The 18,215-nt window shown below is 73.5% G+C and carries 20 protein-coding genes; 13 read left to right on the plus strand and 7 right to left on the minus strand.

Annotated features, from left to right (window positions below; genetic code table 11):
* Positions 1 to 13: 13 nt before the first annotated feature.
* The 9 genes from K6U06_RS08860 (at position 14) to K6U06_RS08900 (ending at position 7,024) form a co-directional block, all read left to right on the plus strand.
* The gene (locus K6U06_RS08860; RefSeq protein WP_262321560.1) at positions 14 to 253 is read left to right on the plus strand and encodes a hypothetical protein; all 240 of its coding nucleotides are present in this window, start codon (positions 14 to 16) and stop codon (positions 251 to 253) included.
* A gap of 54 nt (positions 254 to 307) precedes the next feature.
* A complete protein-coding gene (locus K6U06_RS08865; RefSeq protein WP_262321561.1) occupies positions 308 to 1,438 on the plus strand; it encodes an SPFH domain-containing protein in 1,131 nt (376 codons plus the stop codon).
* 117 nt (positions 1,439 to 1,555) lie between these two features.
* A complete protein-coding gene (locus tag K6U06_RS08870; RefSeq protein WP_262321562.1) occupies positions 1,556 to 1,858 on the plus strand; it encodes an urease subunit gamma in 303 nt (100 codons plus the stop codon).
* Positions 1,855 to 2,217 (plus strand): urease subunit beta, encoded by a 363-nt coding sequence (locus tag K6U06_RS08875; protein WP_262321563.1) that lies wholly within the window; start codon positions 1,855 to 1,857, stop codon positions 2,215 to 2,217. Before K6U06_RS08870 ends, K6U06_RS08875 begins: the two co-directional genes overlap by 4 nt.
* 1 nt (position 2,218) lies before the next feature.
* Positions 2,219 to 3,931 carry an urease subunit alpha gene (locus K6U06_RS08880; RefSeq protein ID WP_316044705.1) on the plus strand — a complete coding sequence of 571 codons (1,713 nt, stop codon included), beginning with the start codon at positions 2,219 to 2,221 and terminating at the stop codon, positions 3,929 to 3,931.
* Positions 3,932 to 3,944: 13 nt separating this feature from the next.
* Positions 3,945 to 4,628, plus strand: coding sequence for an urease accessory protein UreF (locus K6U06_RS08885; protein WP_262321565.1), 684 nt, complete (start codon positions 3,945 to 3,947; stop codon positions 4,626 to 4,628).
* Positions 4,629 to 4,728: 100 nt separating this feature from the next.
* A complete protein-coding gene (gene ureG / locus K6U06_RS08890) occupies positions 4,729 to 5,355 on the plus strand; it encodes an urease accessory protein UreG (protein WP_262321660.1) in 627 nt (208 codons plus the stop codon).
* A gap of 44 nt (positions 5,356 to 5,399) precedes the next feature.
* On the plus strand, positions 5,400 to 6,065 hold the full coding sequence (locus tag K6U06_RS08895; protein WP_262321566.1) for an urease accessory protein UreD: 666 nt from the start codon (positions 5,400 to 5,402) through the stop codon (positions 6,063 to 6,065).
* Positions 6,053 to 7,024, plus strand: a complete 972-nt coding sequence (locus K6U06_RS08900; protein ID WP_262321567.1) for an aldo/keto reductase — start codon at positions 6,053 to 6,055, stop codon at positions 7,022 to 7,024. The genes K6U06_RS08895 and K6U06_RS08900 overlap by 13 nt, the downstream gene beginning before the upstream one ends.
* Positions 7,025 to 7,049: 25 nt before the next feature.
* On the opposite strand, the gene K6U06_RS08905 is transcribed toward K6U06_RS08900, so the two are convergent.
* On the minus strand, positions 7,050 to 7,934 hold the full coding sequence (locus K6U06_RS08905; RefSeq protein ID WP_262321568.1) for an alpha/beta fold hydrolase: 885 nt from the start codon (positions 7,932 to 7,934) through the stop codon (positions 7,050 to 7,052).
* Positions 7,931 to 8,722 (minus strand): acyl-CoA thioesterase, encoded by a 792-nt coding sequence (locus K6U06_RS08910; RefSeq protein WP_262321569.1) that lies wholly within the window; start codon positions 8,720 to 8,722, stop codon positions 7,931 to 7,933. Before K6U06_RS08910 ends, K6U06_RS08905 begins: the two co-directional genes overlap by 4 nt.
* A 57-nt stretch (positions 8,723 to 8,779) precedes the next feature.
* Here K6U06_RS08910 and K6U06_RS08915 point away from each other — a divergent pair, with 57 nt between their 5' ends.
* Complete coding sequence (locus K6U06_RS08915) at positions 8,780 to 8,998, plus strand: hypothetical protein (protein WP_262321570.1); 219 nt, start codon at positions 8,780 to 8,782, stop codon at positions 8,996 to 8,998.
* 118 nt (positions 8,999 to 9,116) lie between these two features.
* A complete protein-coding gene (locus K6U06_RS08920; RefSeq protein ID WP_262321571.1) occupies positions 9,117 to 10,616 on the plus strand; it encodes an MFS transporter in 1,500 nt (499 codons plus the stop codon).
* Here K6U06_RS08920 and K6U06_RS08925 read toward each other — a convergent pair.
* The 5 genes from K6U06_RS08925 to K6U06_RS08945 all read right to left on the minus strand — a co-directional run bounded on the left by K6U06_RS08925 (position 10,613) and on the right by K6U06_RS08945 (position 17,092).
* Positions 10,613 to 12,967 (minus strand): xanthine dehydrogenase family protein molybdopterin-binding subunit, encoded by a 2,355-nt coding sequence (locus K6U06_RS08925; protein ID WP_262321572.1) that lies wholly within the window; start codon positions 12,965 to 12,967, stop codon positions 10,613 to 10,615. The genes K6U06_RS08920 and K6U06_RS08925 overlap by 4 nt on opposite strands.
* 113 nt (positions 12,968 to 13,080) lie before the next feature.
* On the minus strand, positions 13,081 to 13,557 hold the full coding sequence (locus K6U06_RS08930) for a (2Fe-2S)-binding protein (RefSeq protein WP_262321573.1): 477 nt from the start codon (positions 13,555 to 13,557) through the stop codon (positions 13,081 to 13,083).
* Positions 13,554 to 14,456 (minus strand): FAD binding domain-containing protein, encoded by a 903-nt coding sequence (locus K6U06_RS08935; protein ID WP_262321574.1) that lies wholly within the window; start codon positions 14,454 to 14,456, stop codon positions 13,554 to 13,556. The genes K6U06_RS08930 and K6U06_RS08935 overlap by 4 nt, the downstream gene beginning before the upstream one ends.
* Before the next feature lie 49 nt (positions 14,457 to 14,505).
* Entirely contained in the window at positions 14,506 to 15,672 is a 1,167-nt protein-coding gene (locus K6U06_RS08940; protein ID WP_262321575.1) for an FAD-dependent monooxygenase, read from the minus strand.
* A gap of 28 nt (positions 15,673 to 15,700) precedes the next feature.
* Positions 15,701 to 17,092, minus strand: a complete 1,392-nt coding sequence (locus K6U06_RS08945) for an 8-oxoguanine deaminase (protein WP_262321576.1) — start codon at positions 17,090 to 17,092, stop codon at positions 15,701 to 15,703.
* A gap of 210 nt (positions 17,093 to 17,302) precedes the next feature.
* Here K6U06_RS08945 and K6U06_RS08950 point away from each other — a divergent pair, with 210 nt between their 5' ends.
* Both K6U06_RS08950 and K6U06_RS08955 read left to right on the plus strand, forming a co-directional pair.
* On the plus strand, positions 17,303 to 17,599 hold the full coding sequence (locus tag K6U06_RS08950; protein WP_262321577.1) for a hydroxyisourate hydrolase: 297 nt from the start codon (positions 17,303 to 17,305) through the stop codon (positions 17,597 to 17,599).
* A gap of 3 nt (positions 17,600 to 17,602) precedes the next feature.
* Positions 17,603 to 18,106, plus strand: coding sequence for a 2-oxo-4-hydroxy-4-carboxy-5-ureidoimidazoline decarboxylase (locus K6U06_RS08955; protein WP_262321578.1), 504 nt, complete (start codon positions 17,603 to 17,605; stop codon positions 18,104 to 18,106).
* The last annotated feature ends 109 nt before the right edge of the window (positions 18,107 to 18,215 follow it).

The following is an 18,215-nucleotide window of genomic DNA, read 5'->3' on the forward strand; positions in this document are numbered from 1 at the left end:
AGCATGGGGGCCGATGGCGACCCACGACGACGAGGTGACCGGCCGCTCGGGCACGGTGACGGTCCGGATCCGAGGCGGGGAGCTGCCCGGAGAGGTCCAGGTGTCGATCCGGGGAGGCACGGAGAGCTTCATCGCCTATTCCGACCAGGAGATCGCCCGCAACGAGACGGTGCTGGTGTACCGCGACCGCGGGGACCGGGCCGTCGACGTGACGCCCTACCCCGAAGGCCGCGTGCTGCAGGACGGTCTCTGACAAGATCGATCCTGCGCCGGCGACGTCAGGGCGCTTGAGCGGAGGGAGCAACCCGTGTTCGGCTATCGCATCCCCGATCCCGACGAGGCGATGATCATCAGCGGGGCCAAGGCCCGAGGCGACGACGGCACGCCGTTTCGCATCGTCACCGGCCACGGCAAGTTCGTCAACCCGATCAGGTCGAAGGTGTCGTTCCTGTCGCTGTCCATGCAGGAGGCGGAGGTCCAAGAGCCCTGCGTCACCCAACAGGGGATCACGCTCATGGTCAAGGCGGTGATCGCGTTCAAAGTGGGTGACGACACCGCCTCGATCGTCAACGCGGCCCGCCGGTTCCTGGCCGACGAGGACCAGATGCCCCGACTGACCGGCAGGATCTTCGCCGGGCATCTGCGCTCCATCGTCGGGTCGATGACCGTCGAGGACCTGATCCGCGAACGTCAGAAGCTGGCCGAGGAGATCCTCGACGCGTCCAAGCCGGAGATGGCCAAGCTGGGTCTGGTCGTCGACTCGCTGCAGATCGAGAGCATCGACGACCAGGGGTCGGGCTACATCAACGCCCTGTCCCAACCGCACGTCGCTGCAGTCAACCAGGCCGCGCAGATCGCCCAGGCCCAAGCGGACCAGGCCGCCGCCGAGGCCCGCCAGGAGAGCGAACGCAATCAGGCCGATTACGTCCGACAGACCTCCATCGCCCAGGCCCGCTACAAAGCCGAGGTCGACCAGGCCCAGGCCAAGTCCGCCCAGGCCGGTCCGCTGGCCGCCGCCCAGGCTCAGCAGGAGGTCCTGGCCGAGCAGGCCAAGGTGGCCACCAAGAACGCCGAGCTGCGCAAGCAGCAGCTCGTCGCGGAGGTCGGCGCTCCCGCGGAGGCCGAGGCCGAGCGGATCCGTACCATCGCCAGGGCCAACGCCGACTCGACGACCTTCGCCGCGGAGGCCGCCGCGGCCAACGGCCGCGTCGCCCTCGACCAGCAGCTCATCGCCATGCTCCCCCAGATCAGCCAGAACCTGGCGGCGGGGCTGGCCAACGCCAACGTGACCATCCTCGACGGCGCCGCCGGCTACAACCATGTGGTGGCCGAGCTCGGGGCGCAGGCCGCCGCCATCCTCGGCGCGGTCCGCAGCGCATCCAACGCCGGCGGCGCCGGCTCGTCTCGTCCCCCGTCGGAGCGCGCCGTCGGCAGCTGACCTTCGGCGTCGGCGTGCCGGTGAGCGCCGCCGCCCGCTGTCAGATCCGCGTCACCGTTCACGAGGACGTCATAGAGACGACATTTCTGCGGTGATCACGTTGAGCAGACTCGGGTCGTGCAGCTGAGCCCCCACGAGCGAGACAAGTTGCTTCTGTCCGTGGCGGCGATGGTGGCCAGGGACCGCCGGGCCAGGGGAGTGCGGCTCAACCATCCCGAGGCGGTCGCGGTCATCTCCAGCTTCGTGCTGGAGGGTGCGAGGGACGGGCGCAGCGTCGGCGCGCTGATGGCCGCCGCCCGCGGCGTCCTGCGCAGGCAGGACGTGATGGACGGCGTCGCCGAGATGCTCGACGAGGTGCAGGTCGAGGCGACGTTCCCCGACGGCACCAAGCTGGTCACCGTGCACCAGCCGATCCCATGAAGCCCGGCGAGGTGCTCCCAGCCGAGGGGACGATCACCCTCAACGAAGGTCGCCCGCTGACCGCGCTGGTGGTCCACAACACCGGCGACCGGCCGGTGCAGGTCGGATCGCACTTCCACTTCGCCGAGGCCAACGCGGCCCTGGCGTTCGACCGGGCGACAGCCCGGGGTCAGCGCCTGGCGGTGCCGGCGGGCACCAGCGTCCGCTTCGAGCCTGGGATCGGCCGGGAGGTGACGCTGGTGCCCTTCGCGGGATGCCGCTACGTCGCCGGTTTCCGAGGCGAGGTCGCCGGCCCGCTCGACGGCTCGCGCCACGAGCCCGAGGCGGGGCAGGGCGGCGTGGGTGTCGGCGGTGACTGACATGGACCGGGCCCGCTACGCCTCTTTGTACGGGCCGACCGCCGGCGACCGGGTGCGCCTGGCCGACACCGACCTGGTCATCGAGGTCACCGAGGACCGCTGCGGCGGCCCGGGGCGGGCCGGCGACGAGGCGGTCTTCGGCGGCGGCAAGGTCATCCGCGAGTCGATGGGGCAGGGGCGCGCGACCCGGGCCGAAGGGGCCCCCGACCTGATCATCACCGGGGTGGTGGTGCTCGACCACTGGGGGGTGGTCAAAGGCGACGTCGGGGTCCGAGACGGTCGGATCGTCGCGGTCGGCAAGGCCGGCAACCCCGACGTGATGGACGGCGTCACGCCGGGGCTGGTCATCGGACCGTCAACGGAGATCATCGCCGGCAACGGGAAGATCCTCACCGCCGGAGCGGTCGACTGCCACGTCCACCTGATCTGCCCTCAGGTGATCGAGGAGGGGCTGGCGTCGGGGATCACCACGCTCGTCGGCGGCGGGACCGGGCCGGCGGAGGGCACCCGGGCCACCACCGTCACCCCCGGGTCCTGGTACCTGGCCCGGATGCTCGAGTCGCTCGATCCCTGGCCGGTGAACGTCGTCCTGCTCGGCAAGGGCAACACGGTGTCGGAGGAGGGCATGTGGGAGCAGCTGCGCGCCGGCGCCGGCGGCTTCAAGCTCCACGAGGACTGGGGGACCACGCCCGCGGCCATCGACGCCTGCTTGAGGGTCTGCGACCAGGCGGGGGTGCAGGCCGCCATCCACACCGACACCCTCAACGAGGCCGGCTTCGTCGAGTCGACGCTGGCGGCCATCGCCGGGCGGACGATCCACGCATACCACACCGAGGGGGCGGGCGGCGGCCACGCACCAGACATCATCCGGGTGGCCGCGGAGCCCAACGTGCTGCCCTCGTCGACCAACCCGACGCGGCCCCACACCGTCAACACGATCGAGGAGCACCTCGACATGCTGATGGTCTGCCACCACCTCAACCCGTCGGTGCCCGAGGACCTTTCGTTCGCCGAGAGTCGCATTCGGCCCTCCACCATCGCGGCCGAGGACCTCCTCCACGACCTGGGCGCGATCTCGATGATCGGATCCGACAGCCAGGCGATGGGCCGGATCGGGGAGGTGGTGCTGCGGACCTGGCAGAGCGCCCATGTCGGGAAGCGGCGGTGGGGGGCGCTGCCCGGTGACGGGGCGGCCGACAACCAGCGGGCCATGCGCTATGTCGCCAAGTACACCATCTGCCCGGCGGTCGCCCACGGCCTCGACGGGGAGGTCGGCTCCATCGAGCCGGGCAAGCTCGCCGACCTGGTCCTCTACGACCCGGCCTTCTTCGGGGTCCGCCCGGCGCTGGTCATTAAAGGCGGGATGATCGCCGCCGGTCAGATGGGCGACGCCAACGCCTCGATCCCCACCCCGCAGCCGGTGTGGAGCCGGCCGATGTTCGCCCACGGGCCTCGCGCCGCGGCGGCGACATCGCTGGCGTTCGTGGCCCCAGCCGCGGTCGACGACGGCCTCGGGGAGCGCCTCGGGCTCGGCCGGCGCCTGGTCCCGGTCGCGGACACCCGAAGGCTGACCAAGGACGACCTGCCCAACAACACCGCCCGGCCCGACATCCGCGTCGACCCCGACAGCTTCGAGGTCCGCGTCGACGGCGAGGCGGTCGTGGAAGACCCGGCGGCGGAGCTGCCCATGGCCCAGCGGTACTTCCTGTTTTGACCCGGTGCCGGCCGTGAGCACCTCCGCAGCGCTGCTGATGCTGGCCGACTCGCGTCTGCCCACCGGCGGTCACGCCCACTCGGGTGGCATGGAGGAGGCGGTGGCCCGCGGCGCGGTCGGCGGCGCCGGGGACCTCGAGCGGTGGCTCCGGGGGCGGCTGCACGCCGTCGGTGTGCTCGACGCGGCGTTCGCGGTCGCCGCCCATGCCCGCAGCGAGCACCCGGCCGACTGGGCTGCCGTCGACGCCGAGTGGTCGGCTCGAACGCCCTCCCCGGCGCTGCGGCGAGCCGGGCGGGCGCAGGGGCGGGGGTTGCTGCGGGCGGCTCGGGCGTGCTGGCCGGCGCCGCTGCTCGAGCAGCTCGCCCGCGACCTGCCGGGAGGGCCGCCGTGGCCGATCGCCCTCGGCGGGGCCGGCCGGGCCGCAGGCTGCGACCCCCACGACGTGGCCCTCACCGCGGCCACCGCCGCGCTGAGCGGCCCGGCGTGGGCCACCACCCGGCTCCTCGGCACCGACCCCTTCGCCGTCGCGGCGGTGCTGGCCGGTCTGGCGCCGGCCGTCGAGGAGGTCGCCGCCGCCGCTCTGGCTCACGCTGACCCAGCCCGCTCCCTGGCCGACCTGCCGACCCTGTCCGCCCCCCTTCTCGACCTCGGCGCCGAGCGCCACGCCACCTGGGAGGTGCGTCTGTTTGCATCCTGACTCGACCGACGCGGCCCGTCGTCCCGGCGACGGGAGCGACCACGATCACCACCATCCCGATCCCGCCGCCTTCGGCGGTAGAGGGGACCGCCCCGCCGAGATGCCCATCGCCGGGCGGCCGGTGCGCGTCGGGGTGGGCGGCCCCGTCGGCAGCGGCAAGACCGCGCTTTTGGCCGCCCTGTGCCGAGCGCTCGCCCCGTCCGTCTCGCTCGCGGCGGTGACCAACGACATCTACACCGCCGAAGACGCCGCGATCCTCCGGCGCGCCGCGGTCCTCTCCGATGACCGCATCGTGGCCGTGCAGACCGGGTGCTGCCCCCACACCGCGATCCGCGACGACATCAGCGCCAACCTCGACGCGCTCGAGGGGCTCGAAGCGCGCCACCCCGACCTCGATCTGATCCTCGTCGAGTCCGGCGGCGACAACCTCACCGCCACCTTCAGCTACGGGCTGGTGGACCGCCAGATCTTCGTCATCGACGTGGCCGGCGGCGACAAGGTGCCCCGCAAGGGCGGCCCGGGGATCACCAGCTCCGACCTGCTCGTGATCAACAAGACGGACCTGGCCGCCCTGGTCGGAGCCGACCTCGAGGTGATGGCACGCGACGCCCGGGCTGCGCGGGGCTCCAGGCCGGTGGCCTTCACCAGCCTGGCGGAGGACCCCCTCGCCGGTCCCGTCGTCGACTGGCTCCGCCGGGAGGGGGCGTGCGCGCCTGCGCCCGCCTGAGCGTTGAGCGCGACCCGGCCGGCGCCCCGCATCGCATCGTCGAGATGGAGTCCGCCGCGCCGGTCAGCTGGAGGCCGACGCCGGGCGCGATGTACATCGTCGGCGCCGCGGCGTCCCCGGTCGCCGACGACGACGTGAGCTTGGAGATCGACGTCGGGGCGGGCGCCTGCCTCGCGGTGCGCTCCGCCGCGGCGACCGTCGCGTGGCGGGGCCGGGGGACACTGCAGCGGGTCCGTGCCCGGGTCGAGGCCGGCGGCGGGCTGGACTGGGCCCCCGAACCGGTGATCGCCACCGGCGGGTGCCGTCACGCCCAGCACGCCGCCGTGGCCGTCGCCGCCGGCGGTTGGTTGGTGTGGGAGGAGCAGCTCGTCCTCGGCCGCCACAACGAGTCGCCCGGCGTGCTGCACGCCTCGCTGTCGGTGGAGGTCGCCGGCCGTGCGCTGCTGCGCCACGGGCTGCGCGTCGGGGATCCCGGGACGGGCTGGGACAGCGAGGCGGTGCTCGGCGCGGCCCGGGCCGGCGGCCTCCTCGTCGTCGCGGGCCGCGCCCCGGCCCCCGACGCGCAAGGCCCCGGGTGGTCGGTGATGGCCCTGGACGGCCCCGGGAGCATGGGCCTGGCCGTGGCCCCCGACGCGATCACCCTGGCGCAGGCCATGGGCGAGATGCGCGCCGCGCTCGGCGTGGGTAGGGAACGTCCATGGACTACGTGAACCTCGGAAGCACCGGCATGCAGGTTTCCCGCATCTGCCTCGGCTGCATGAGCTACGGCGACCCCAAGCGCGGCAACCACGAGTGGAGCCTCGACGAGGACGCCAGCCGCCCGTTCTTCCGCCGGGCCATCGAGGCCGGTATCAACTTCTTCGACACCGCCAACGTGTACTCGGCGGGCTCGAGCGAGGAGATCACCGGCCGGGCCCTGGCGGAATACGCCAACCGCGACGAGGTGGTGCTGGCTACCAAGGTGCACGGCGCGATGCGCCAAGGCCCCAACGGGGGCGGCCTCTCCCGCAAGGCGATCCTGTCCGAGATCGACAACAGCCTCCGGCGCCTCGGCGTGGAGTACGTGGACCTGTACCAGATCCACCGCTGGGATCCCCACACCCCGATCGAGGAGACCCTCGAAGCCCTAAACGACGTCGTCCGGGCCGGGAAGGCCCGCTACATCGGGGCGTCGTCGATGTGGGCCTGGCAGTTCGCGAAGGCCCTCCACGCCAGCGACGCGCACGGCTGGGCCCGGTTCGTGAGCATGCAGGACCACTACAACCTCCTGTACCGGGAGGAGGAGCGCGAGATGCTCCCCCTGTGCCGGGACCAGGGCGTCGCGGTCATCCCGTGGAGCCCGCTCGCCCGGGGCCGACTGACCCGACCCTGGGACGCGACCAGCGCCCGCAGCGAGACCGACGAGTTCGGCCGGTCCCTCTACCAGGAGCAGGACCGCACGATCGTCGAGGCTGTCGCCGCGGTCGCCGAGGGCCGGGGCATCCCCGCCGCCCAGGTGGCCCTGGCCTGGATGCTCGCCAAGCCGGGCATAACCGCCCCGATCATCGGCGCGACCAAGATGGGGCACCTTGACGACGCCATAGCCGCGGTCGACGTGACTCTGAGCGACGAGGAGATCGCCACGCTGGAGGCGCCCTACCGGCCCCACGAGATCGCCGGTCACCGCTGACGGCCCCCCGAGCCGCCCGGCTCGCTCAGCGCTCCGCCAGCGCCTCCAACCACGGCAGGATGGCGTCGTTGAACGCGTCGTTGCGGTCACCGGCGATCATGTGGCCGGCACCGGCCACATCCGCGTAGGACGCGTCGGGTACCACCGCCAGGAACAGGCGGGCGCCTTCCTCGCTCAAAAGGTCGCTCTGACGGCCCCGGACCAGCAGGATCGGAGCCCGGACGGCTCGCGCCGCGCTCTCCAGGCGTTCGGGGTCGACCAGCGACATGCGGGTCTCGTCGGTGCCCCCCGACGGGCCCCGCATGAAGCGGGGATCCCAGTGCCACCGCCACCGGCCGTCGGGCCGGCGGCGCAAGTTCTTCCCCAGGCCGGACAGATCCGCGGGGCGGGGGCGGTGCGGGTTGTAGGCGGCGATGGCATCAGCCGCCTCCTCCAGCGAGGCGAAACCCTCTTCGGCCCGGGCCAGCATGAAGGAGGTGATCCGATCGGTCCCGGCCTGCTCGATTCGCGGCGCGACGTCCACGAGCACCAGGCCCCGGGCCGCCGCCCCGAGCTCGCCGACCGCAAGGAGGGAGGTCACCCCTCCGAGGGACGCGCCGATCAGGACCGGCGGCGACGGCAGCGACGACGCGACGGCGGCCACGTCACCGGCGAAGGCTTCGGCCCGGTAGTCGCCGTCGTCGGGCCAGCCGCTGTCGCCGTGGCCGCGCAGGTCGACGGTGTAGGCACACCATCCGGCGTCGGCGAGGCCTTCAGCGGTGCGCCGCCACGATTGGCGGGTCTGTCCGCCGCCGTGGAGCAACACGACGGGCGGCCCCGACAGGTCACCGCTGCGGTCGCCGGCGATGCGCACGCCTCCGGCGCCGGCGAACTCCACCGGGGTCGGCCCGGTCGCGGGCTGGGCGCTCATGCCGGGCGGGCCCCGGGGCGCAGCAGGTGCTCCTGGGCCAGCACCGCACCGATCTGGCCATCACGGTTGCGCAGCGCGCCCGAGTACAGCGACCGGCCGCCCATCGCGGTCCAAGACAGCAGGTCGAGGAACACCCAGTCGTCGGCGTCGATCGGCTGGTGGAACCAGATGGCGTGGTCGAGGGAAGGCCCGCCCCACCCCTCACGGGCGTAGCGGGGCTCGGGGAACGCGGCGCCGAAATCGGACAGGTACGCCAGCGCGCACGCCTGGAGGATCGGGTCGGGGCCAACTGGTTGACGGACCTTCACCCACATCTGCCCGGCCATGTCCTCGGCGTCGCCCAGCCACCGCTGATCGAACAGCCCGTGGACCACCCAGTCCCGGTCCGAGGACGGCAGCATCTCCGGGTCGGGGGGCACCTGGGCGGGCTGGCGGCTGAACTGCACCCCGTCCTCTTTCACGTGGAACGACGCCGACATCGTGAAGATCACCTCGCCGTGCTGCACCGCCTCGACGTGGCGGGCCGAGAAGCTGCGGCCGTCTCGGTCCCGGTCGACGCGCAAGATGACCGGCCAGTCCGGCTTGCCTGCCCGCAGGAAGTAGCCGTGCAGCGAGTGGGGGCGCCTTCCCTCCGGCACGGTGAGGCTGGCGGCCATCAGGCACTGGGCGGCGACCTGGCCCCCGTAGAGCCTGGCCTGGCCTCGCGACGGTTGGTTGAAGCCGCGGTACAGATCGCGGTCGAGGGCCTCGAGGTCGAGGATCTCGGTGAGGGTGGTCGCCGTGCGCATCGTGACAGTCTGGCCAGTCGAGGCTCCCCAGCGCCCATCCGCACTACCGTTGCGCCGGTGACCCCCGAGGCGCCGGCGACCCCTGAGGCGGCGGTGGCCGCCACCCACGAGTGGTTCGAGCGTCACAGCGGCTGGGCTCCCCCCGACGAGGGGACGCTCGAGGAGTGGCGGGCCGACGACGTGTGCCGATGCCCCGACGAGTGTCTGGTCGAGTGGGACGGGTGCTGCGAGCACGGGCTGGCGTCTTGGAGCCTGGTCCTGTCCGCCTTGGACTGAGAAAAACGGGCGAGGCGCGCCTGGCGCGCTCGTCAAGCGGCGGGATGCGCGGCCGGCAAGGTGGGCCCACGGCCGGAACCGGTCAAAGGATGTCCGGTTCGGGGCGGACGATACCTCCATGACCTACCTCGATGCGTCTCCCGAGCCGAGCGACAACACGGTGAGCGAACCCGACCGATTGCCTCCGGACCCGGCGCGGTGGCGGGCGCTCGGAGTCTTGGCCCTGGTGCAGTTCATGCTGGTCCTCGACATCACCGTGGTCAACGTCGCCCTCCCGCGCATCCAGGTCGACCTGGGGTTCTCCCGCTCCGGTCTGGCGTGGGTGGTCGACGGCTACGTGCTCACCGCCGGCGGTCTGCTGCTCCTCGGCGGCCGGCTGGCCGACCTGGTCGGCCGGCGGCGGATGTTCTTCGCCGGTGTGGGCCTCTTCGCGCTGGCGTCGGCGCTCAGCGGAGCCGCGGCTGACCCGGCGATGCTGGTCGCCAGCCGCTTCGCCCAGGGCGCCGGCGAGGCCCTCGCCGCGCCGGCCGCGTTCGGCCTGGTGGCGCTGCTGTTCCCGGACCCCAAGGAGCGGACCAAAGCCATCGGGATCTTCAGCGGTGTCGCCGGCCTGGGCGGGACCCTAGGCCCGATCCTCTCCGGTCTGCTGGTGACCGGACTGTCCTGGCGCTGGGTGTTTTTCATCAACGTCCCCGTCGCGGTGTTCGCCGTGACCGCCGTCGGGCGGATGGTGGCTGAGAGCCGGGCGGAGCGTGCCGGGCTCGCGGGCCGCCCCGCACCCGACTGGCAAGGCGCCCTTCTCGGGACCGCCGGCCTGGGCGGGGTGATATTCGGTCTGATCCGTGCCTCCACCCAGGCGTGGGGTTCGGTGTCGGTCATCGCCCCGCTGGTCGGCGGCGGCGCGCTGCTCGGCGGGTTCGTCCTTCGCGAGCGCACCGCCGGCGATCCGCTGGTTCCCAAGGGGTTCTTCTCCAACCGGACCCGGGTCACTGCCAACCTGGCGACGCTGTTTTTCACGTCGGTCTTCTTCACCTTGTTCTTTCTCCTGACCCTCTACCTGCAGCAGGTGCGGGGCTACTCGGCGTTGCGCACCGGTATCGCCTACCTCCCGATCGGCGTGGCCATCGGCGCCGGGATCGGCTTGGGCACCTCCCTCCTGGCCCGGGTCGGCACCCGAGGCCTGCTCTGCAGCGGCTTCGTGCTGGTCGGCGCCGGGATGTTGGCGCTCGGGGGTGTCACCGTCCACGGCAGCTACCTGCGCAGCCTGCTGCCCGGCTTGGTGGTCATCGGTGTCGGCTCGGGCCTGTGCTTCGTCGGGTTCGGTAACGCCTCGGTCCACGGCGTCACCGGTGAGGACGCCAGCTTGGCCTCCGGCGTCCAAAACGCGCTGCAGCAAGTCGGCGGCGCGGTCGGCTTGGCCGTGCTGGCGACCATCGCGCTCCGTCACTCCAGCGCGTCGATCCACCGCGGCGTGGCGCCGGCGCTGGCCGCGACCGCCGGGTACCGCGTGACCTACCGGATATCCGCGGTGATCGTGCTGGTCGGGGCGGCCGCCGTCGCCGCCTTCTTGGAGCGACGGCCCGCCGCCGCAGTCGAAGCGGCGCGAGTCGTCGGCTAGCGCCGCCGGTCCTCGAGGCCGGCCGCGGCCCACGCCGCGGGGTCGGGACGCCACCCGGTGGCCCTGACCGCAGCCCGGATCGCCGGCGGGTGCAGCCGGGTGCTGTTCAGCCGGACGCCGAGAGGGGACAGGGCGTCCTCCACCGCGCCGACCATCGCGGCGGGCAGCGCGATCAGCCCGGCCTCACCGACCCCCCGAAAGCCGCCGGCGGTCGCGGACGGCGTGGGCTGATGGACCACTCGCAGGCGGGGGACGTCGAGCGAGGAAGGGATGGTGTAGTCGAGCAGGGTGGCGCACAGCGGTTGGCCGTCGGGGGAGTAGCGGACCTCCTCCCACAACACGTTGCCGAGCCCTTGGGCGAACGCCCCCTGGTGCTGCCCCTCCACCAGCGTCGGGTTGACCACCACCCCGCAGTCGGACACGCACAGCGCGTCGAGGACCGTCACCGACCCGGTCGCGGGGTCGACCTCGACGGCGACGGCGGTCATGTGGGAGGAGTAGGTCTCGTCGTGGTTCTGGAGGCCGTCCGCGGACGGGTTGGTCCGTCCCGGCGTGTAGGTGACCGTGGTGGACAGGCCCGGCTCGACGCCGGGCGGCAGACGGTGCTGGACCCACCACGCGGTCGCGGCTACCGCGGCCAGCACGTCGGCGTCGACGGGACCTTCTTCTGGCAGCGTCAGGCCCAGGTGGGCGGCGATGGCCGCCATGCGGGCCCGCAGCCGCCGGCACGCGGTGACGACCGCCCCGCCGCCCATCACCGTGCTGCGGCTGCCCCAGGTCCCCTGACCGTAGGGGAGGCGGCCGGTGTCGCCGTCGGCGACGGTGACCGCCTCGGGCCCGACGCCCAACGCGTCTGCGGCGATCTGAGCGAACACCGTCTCGTGGCCCTGGCCCTGGGACTTCGTGCCGACTGCGACGGTCACCGTGGCGTCGGGGAGGACGGTGACCATGGCGGTCTCCAAGCTCCCGAAGCGAGCCGCGGTGTCGTGCTGGTTGGGGGCGGTGCCCTGCACCAGCGTCGAGAGCCCGACACCCAGGTGGCGGCCGGCCGAGCGGGCCTCGGCCTGGCGGTGCCGCCACTCGTGGTAGCCGAACTCGGCCACCAGCGTGTCCACCATCGCGTGGAGGTCACCGCAGTCGACCAGTCCGCCGCTGTAGGTCCGCCACGGCCGGGGCTCGGCGGGCAGCAGGTTGGCCCGGCGGACGTCGAGGGGATCGACTCCCAAGCGTTGGGCGATGCGGTCCAGCACCCGTTCGGTGCTCAGGTGGGCTTGGGGCTGGCCGAACCCCCGATAGGCGCCGACGGGGCAGGTGGTCGTCGCTACCGCCGACAGGCTCCAGCCGACCTCCGGGAACGCGTACCCGCCGGAGAGGGCGCCGACGGTGACCAGCGACGGGCCGATACCCGAGAAGTACAGGACCGGATGGCCGAGATCCGAAGTCACCGCGACCCGGAGGGCCACGACCCGGCCGCGGTCGTCGAACCCGGCGTCGACGTGATGGACCTGAGGCCGGCTGTGCACCGACGCGGTCAGGGCCTCGGTTCGGTCCGCGCTCCAGCGCAGCGGGCGACCGGTCATGATCGCCAGCATCCCCACCAGGCACTCCTCCCGGGTGAAGTGCTGCTTGTTGCCGAAACCGCCGCCCATGTCCGGGCTGATGACCCGCACCGCGGCCTCGCGAAGCCCGCACGCCTCGGCCACCACGCTGCGCAGCTGGTGGGGCTGCTGGGCTGAGGAGATCAGCGTCAGCTGCCCGCGGGCGGGGTCCCAGCTGCCTTGGGCCCCGTGGGCCTCGAGCGGCAAGCCGATCACCCGGTGGCTTTCGAAGCTCTCCTGCAGGCGGTGGGGGGCGGCGGCCAGCGCCTCCTCTACTCCCGCGGTCGACCCCTCGAGGTGCACGAACTCGTTGGTGCCCCACTCCGGGTAGAGCAGCGGGGCGCCCGGCGCCATGGCGGCGGCGGGACCGACGACGGGGGGCAGCTCGCGGTAGTCGATGTCGAGCAGCTCCACCGCGTCCTCGGCCACCGCCCGGCTGGCCGCGACCACCGCGACGACCGGCTCGCCGACGTGGCGGACCCGGTCAACCGCGAGCAGCTCCCAGCTGAGCGGCTGGTAGGGAGGAGCGAGCCGGTGGCTGAGCGGCCGGGCTCCCGCGGCGCGCAGATCGGCTGCGGTCACCACCGCGACGACCCCGTCGAGGGTCGCGGCCGCGGCGACGTCGATACCGGCGATGTCCGCGTGGGCCAGCGTGGAGCGGGCGAACGCGACGTGGTGGAGCCCGGCCACGTCGTGGTCGGCCAGGTACCGGCCGAGCCCGGTGAGCAGGCGGGCGTCCTCGGTGCGGGGCATCCGGCTCCCGACCGAGGGACGCGGTGGCGACGGTGCCTGCGGCCGCGGGACGCGGCGCTCTGAGGGCGTGTCGCCGCCTTCCGGCGGGTGCCGTGCGGGAGGGGTGACGACGGTCACCGGCCCGGGCCTGCGTCCCGGGCGGCGGCCAGCACGGCGTCGACCAGGCCGGCGTAACCGGTGCAGCGGCACAAGTTGCCGGCCAGGGCCTCGCGCACCTCCTCCTCGTCGGGGTCAGCGACCCGCTCGAGGAGATCGATGGCGGTGAGCACCACGCCCGGTGTGCAGTAGCCGCACTGCAGGCCGTGGTGGCGGCGAAGGGCCTCCTGCACCGGGTGCAGCCGGCCCGGCGACCCGACCGCCTCGATAGTCGTGACCGTACGCCCGCCGGCTTGGACAGCCAGCAGCAGGCAGCTGCGCACGATCTCACCGTCGAGCAGGACGCTGCACGCGCCGCAGGCCCCCTGCTCGCACCCGGCGTGGGTCCCGGTCAGGCCCAGCTCGTCGCGCAAAGCGTCGAGGAGCGTGGTGCGATCCTCGACGTCGAACGACGCCGGCGCGCCGTTGACGGTGAGGCGGACCGGCCGGCTCACGAAGCGACCTGACGGTCCTGGGCCCGCCGGAACGCCTGAGCCAGCGCCCGGGCGGCGAGCAGCCCGCACAGCTCGTCGCGCCCGTCACCGGCGCCGCGGGCCGCGGCGGTCACCGCTCCTGCCGCGGCCCGCAACAGGCCGGGGGTGGCCTCGGTGGCCCCGGCCGCGGTGGCGGCCAGCTCGTCGCCGAGGGGCAGGGGACCGCCGCCGATCCCGCACGCCGCGGCCCCGACCCACCGCAAGGCGCCGGTCCCGTCGAGCTCGACGGCCACGCCGACGCCGGCGTCTGGGAAGTCGTGGAGGCGTGGGGACCACTCGCACCACGCCGCGCCGTGCCCGGGGCCCGCCGCAGGGAAGCGCACCGCGGTCAGGACCTCCGCCGGTTCGAGGGTGGTGGCGAAGAACCCGTCGGCCAGGGCGCTCGCCGCCAGGCGGCGCTCCCCCCGCGGCCCGGTGGCCACGACGGTGGCGTCGAGCGCCACCGCCACCGCAGGAAGCTCGGCGACCGGGTCGGCGTGGGCGAGGGACCCGCCCAGCGTGCCCCGGTTGCGGGTCGCGGGGAACCCGACATGGCGGGCGGCGTCGGCCAGCAGCGGCACGGTGGCCGCGACCAGAGGATCTAGCTCCAGGCGGCGCTGGCGCACCATCGCGCCGGCGACCAGCACCCTCGAGTCGCCGCTGGCCGCCGGCTGGGCCCGGTCACCGTCGGCGATCTCCAGCACCCCGAGGCCGGCGTCCTCCAAGTCGACCAGCGTGGTCGGACGGGCCAGGCGCAACGACAGCAACGGGAGGAGGCTCTGCCCGCCGGCGAGCAGCTTCGCGTCCTCGTCGGCGGAGAGGACCGAGACCGCCTCCTCTACGGACCCGGCCGGATGCCAGGCGAAGGGCGCCGGCTTCACGGCTCGCTCACCGGCGCTTCGCTTGGCCTGCGTTCGCTCGCCGCGCTCCTCACCGGCACGGTCCGGTCTCCACCGACTGGGCCAACCCGTCGAGGATGGCGGTCCCGTCGTCGCCGTCGAGCGCCCGGTACCACGCAGCGGTGACGGCCGGATCGACGCCGTGGGTGGTGTCCGAGCGCTTCCGGGCCCGCCGGACGATGTCGGCGGTGTGGGGGCGGCGCTCGTCGCCGTAGCGGCGCAGCGCGTCGTCGAGCGACTGGTTGGTGGTGGTCAGGTAGTGGGCGAGGACCACCGCGTCCTCCATGGCTTGGCAGCCGCCCTGGCCCAGGTCCGGGGCCATCGTGTGCGCGGCGTCGCCGAGCAGAACCACCCGGCCCCGGTTCCAAGTGGGCAGCCGCGGCAGGTCGTGGATGGGAGCGGCGTTGATCGGACCGTCCAGAGCGGCCCGCAGCAGGGATCGCACGGGTGCCGCCCAGCCCCCGAAGCGTTCGGGCAGGATGGCCGCGGCCGGAGGCAGGTCCTCGAGCGCGGAAGCTGGCAGCGGCACGTCGAAGAAGAAGTACAGGCGCCCGCCGCCCACCGGCATCACCGACGCCCGCATGCCCTCTCCCACCCACGTCCTCCAGGTGTCGGCCTCCACGATGTCGCCGTCGGTCTCGACGATCCCGTTCCAGTTGACGTACCCGACGTATCGGCGGTCCACCGTCTCGCCGAGCACGTAGGACCGCAGGGCGGAGTGCGTGCCGTCCGCGGCGACGACCAGGTCGGCCTCCGCCCGGCCGCCGTCCTCGAAGTGCACGGCGACACCCGGGCCGTGGTCGCTCACCCCCGTGCAGCACATACCGGTCTGGACCAGCTCCCGGCCCAGCGAGCCGAGGAGCATCTCCTGCAACGCGGTGCGAGCCAGCGGCCACGCCCTCTCGCCGACCCGGGCGTAGAGCGCCAGCAAGGAGATGGACGTCAGCGTGGCGCCGTCCGCGCCCGACGCGTAGACCATGCGGTCCATCCTCCCGCCGGCCGCGGCCACGGCCGGCCCCAAGCCCAGCAAGTCCAGCACCTTGACACCGTTGGCCCACACCGAGATGCCCGCGCCGACAGGGCGGAATGCTTCGGCTCGCTCGAAGACGGTGGGGTGGTGGCCGGCGCGGCGCAACGCCAGGGCCGCGCACAGCCCGCCGATGCCGCCGCCCACGATCGCGACGTTCAGGCCGTCCACGCCGCTACCCGTCGCGCCAGGAGAACCTTCACCCGTCCAGTCCCTGGATGCGCGCCGCCGCGGCCCGGTGACGCCTGAGCACATCGTCCACGCCTGGCGCGGCGAGGACCCCGTCGCGTACCACGGCCCGTCCCGAGATCACGCTGTGGCGGGCGGATACGGGCCCGCAGCGCAACCACGCCTCGACCGGGTCGCTGAGCGCGCCGGCGAACGCCACGCCCTCCAGCGGCCAGCACACCAAGTCGCCGACGGCGCCGACGCGCAGCGTGCCGAGCTCCCCCTCCCGGCCGAGGCAGGCCGCGGACCCGATCGTGGCGATCTCGAGGGCGTCGCGCGCCGACATCGCCGCCGGGCCGCCGCGCGCCCGGCCGGTGAGCAGCGCCATGCGAGCCTCCAGCCAAAGGCTGGCGTGGTCGGTGGAGGACGACCCGTCGCAGCCGAGCCCGACCGGGCTGCCCGCGGCGCGCAGCGCCTTGACCGGGGCCAGCCCCCCACCCCCGATCATCATGTTGGACGACGGGCAGTGGGCGACGCCGACGCCGGCGGCGCCCAACCGGGCGATCTCGGCACGGTCGGGGTAGATGCAGTGAGCCACCCACGACCGGTCGGTCATCCAGCCCACGTCCTCGAAGTGCTCGACGGTCCGCTTGCCGAACGTCTCGGACGCGAAGCGGTCCTCGTCGGGATCCTCCGCCAGGTGGGTGTGGAGCCTGACGTCGAGCCGCTCAGCCAGCTCCGCGGTGCGCCTCATCAACTCGGGGGTCACCGAGAACGGAGAGCACGGAGCCAGAGCCACCCGCACCATCGCCCCCCATCCGGGGTCGTGATGGCGGCCGACGAGACGCTCGCTGTCAGCCAGGATCTCGTCGTCGTCTTGGACCACCGAGTCGGGCGGGAGTCCGCCGTCTTTCTGCGACAGGCTCATCGACCCCCGCGTCGGGTGGAACCGCACGCCGAGCTCGTCCGCCGCAGCGATCTCCGCGCTGATCAAGTCGCCGCCGTGTCGGGGGTGGACGTAGAGGTGGTCGGTCGACGTCGTGCACCCGCCGAGCGCCAGCTCGGCCAGGCCGACCCACGCCGACAGGTAGGCGGCCTCCTCGTCAAGGAAGGCCCACCTGGGGTACAAGGTGGACAACCACTCGAACAAGGTGCCGTTGACCGCCGGGGCGTAGGCCCGGGTCAGGTTCTGGTAGATGTGATGGTGGGTGTTGATCAGCCCCGGCGTGACCAAGCACCCCGACGCGTCGAGCGTGGCCACCGCCGCCGGCGGAGGGTCCCCCGGGCCGCCGAGCCCGCTGATCAGCCCGCCGGTGACCGCCACCCACCCGCCCGGGATCTCCCGACGGTGGTCGTCCACGGTCGCGACCAGCAGCGAGTCTCGCACCACCAGATCCGCCGGGGCCGGACCGCTCGGGGTCATGCCGGGCACCGTACCGCGGGGCCGGCCGGGGTTTCGCGGCGGGAGCGGAAGGGGGGAAGGGCCGGCGCGCACATGGGAACGGCGCACGGTACGGGCCAAGGGTTTCTGCCACGTTGGCGGCCCGTGAACAGAGGGTTTCGGGCCCGCCCACCCGCCGCCGGTCCTGTGCGACCCGACAGCGGGGGTTGGGCGTCGTGTCAGACTCGCGTTGTGCCGACGCTGTCCACCCACGTCCTCGACGCCGCCGGGGGCGGCGCCCGCGCCGGCGTCGAGGTGACCCTTCGAGATTCGACGGGCGCCGTCGCGGGGCAGGGGCGTACCGGTCCCGACGGCCGCCTCGGTGGTCTCGGCGCGACGTTGACGCCGGGCACCTACCGCCTCACCTGGTCGACCGAGGGCGCCTTCCTGGCGGAGGTGTCGGTGCTGGTCCGCCTGATCGAGGATCGCCATTACCACGTCCCGCTGCTGGCCTCCGGGGCGTCCGCGGTCACGTACTTGGGGGTGTAGCCGGTGGCGGAGCTGGCCGACCCTTCGACGCTCGGGACGCTCGACGCGGAGGGGCTGGCCGCCGCGATGCGGCCGCTCTGGGAGGACGCCGGCCCCCTGGCGGAGCGGCTGGTAGGCGTCGAGGTCGGGTCATGGGACGAGCACATCGAGCGGGCCGCGGCCACCATCGCGGCGATGGACGACCAGACCCGGGCCGCCCTCCTCCGAGCCCACCCGCGCATCGGCGCCCCGCCGGCGGAGCTGGCGCGCCGCAGCGCCATCTCCCTCGCCGAGCAGGGCGGGACGGGCGAGGACCCGGCGGCGATCGCCCGCCTAGCCGTCCTCAACGACGCTTACGAGGCTCGGTTCGGATTCCCCTTCGTCGACTGGGTGAAAGGGCGGAGCCGTTCCGACATGATCGAGGTCGTGGAGGCCCGCAGCGGGCGGGACCGGGCCACCGAGCTGGGAGCGGGGTGCGCGGCGCTCATCGCGATCGCCCGGGACCGCCTCTGTCGCCTGGAGGCCTGACCCGACGCACCGGGCGGAGCGGAAGCCCGGCGGGAACCCGGCGGCCCGGTTGGGCGTGTACCAGTCGATGGAGACCAAGCCCAGGCATCGAAGCGAGGCATCAAAGCGC

It is taken from the genome of Acidiferrimicrobium sp. IK (genome assembly GCF_025499425.1).
Classification (GTDB): domain Bacteria; phylum Actinomycetota; class Acidimicrobiia; order Acidimicrobiales; family Palsa-688; genus Acidiferrimicrobium.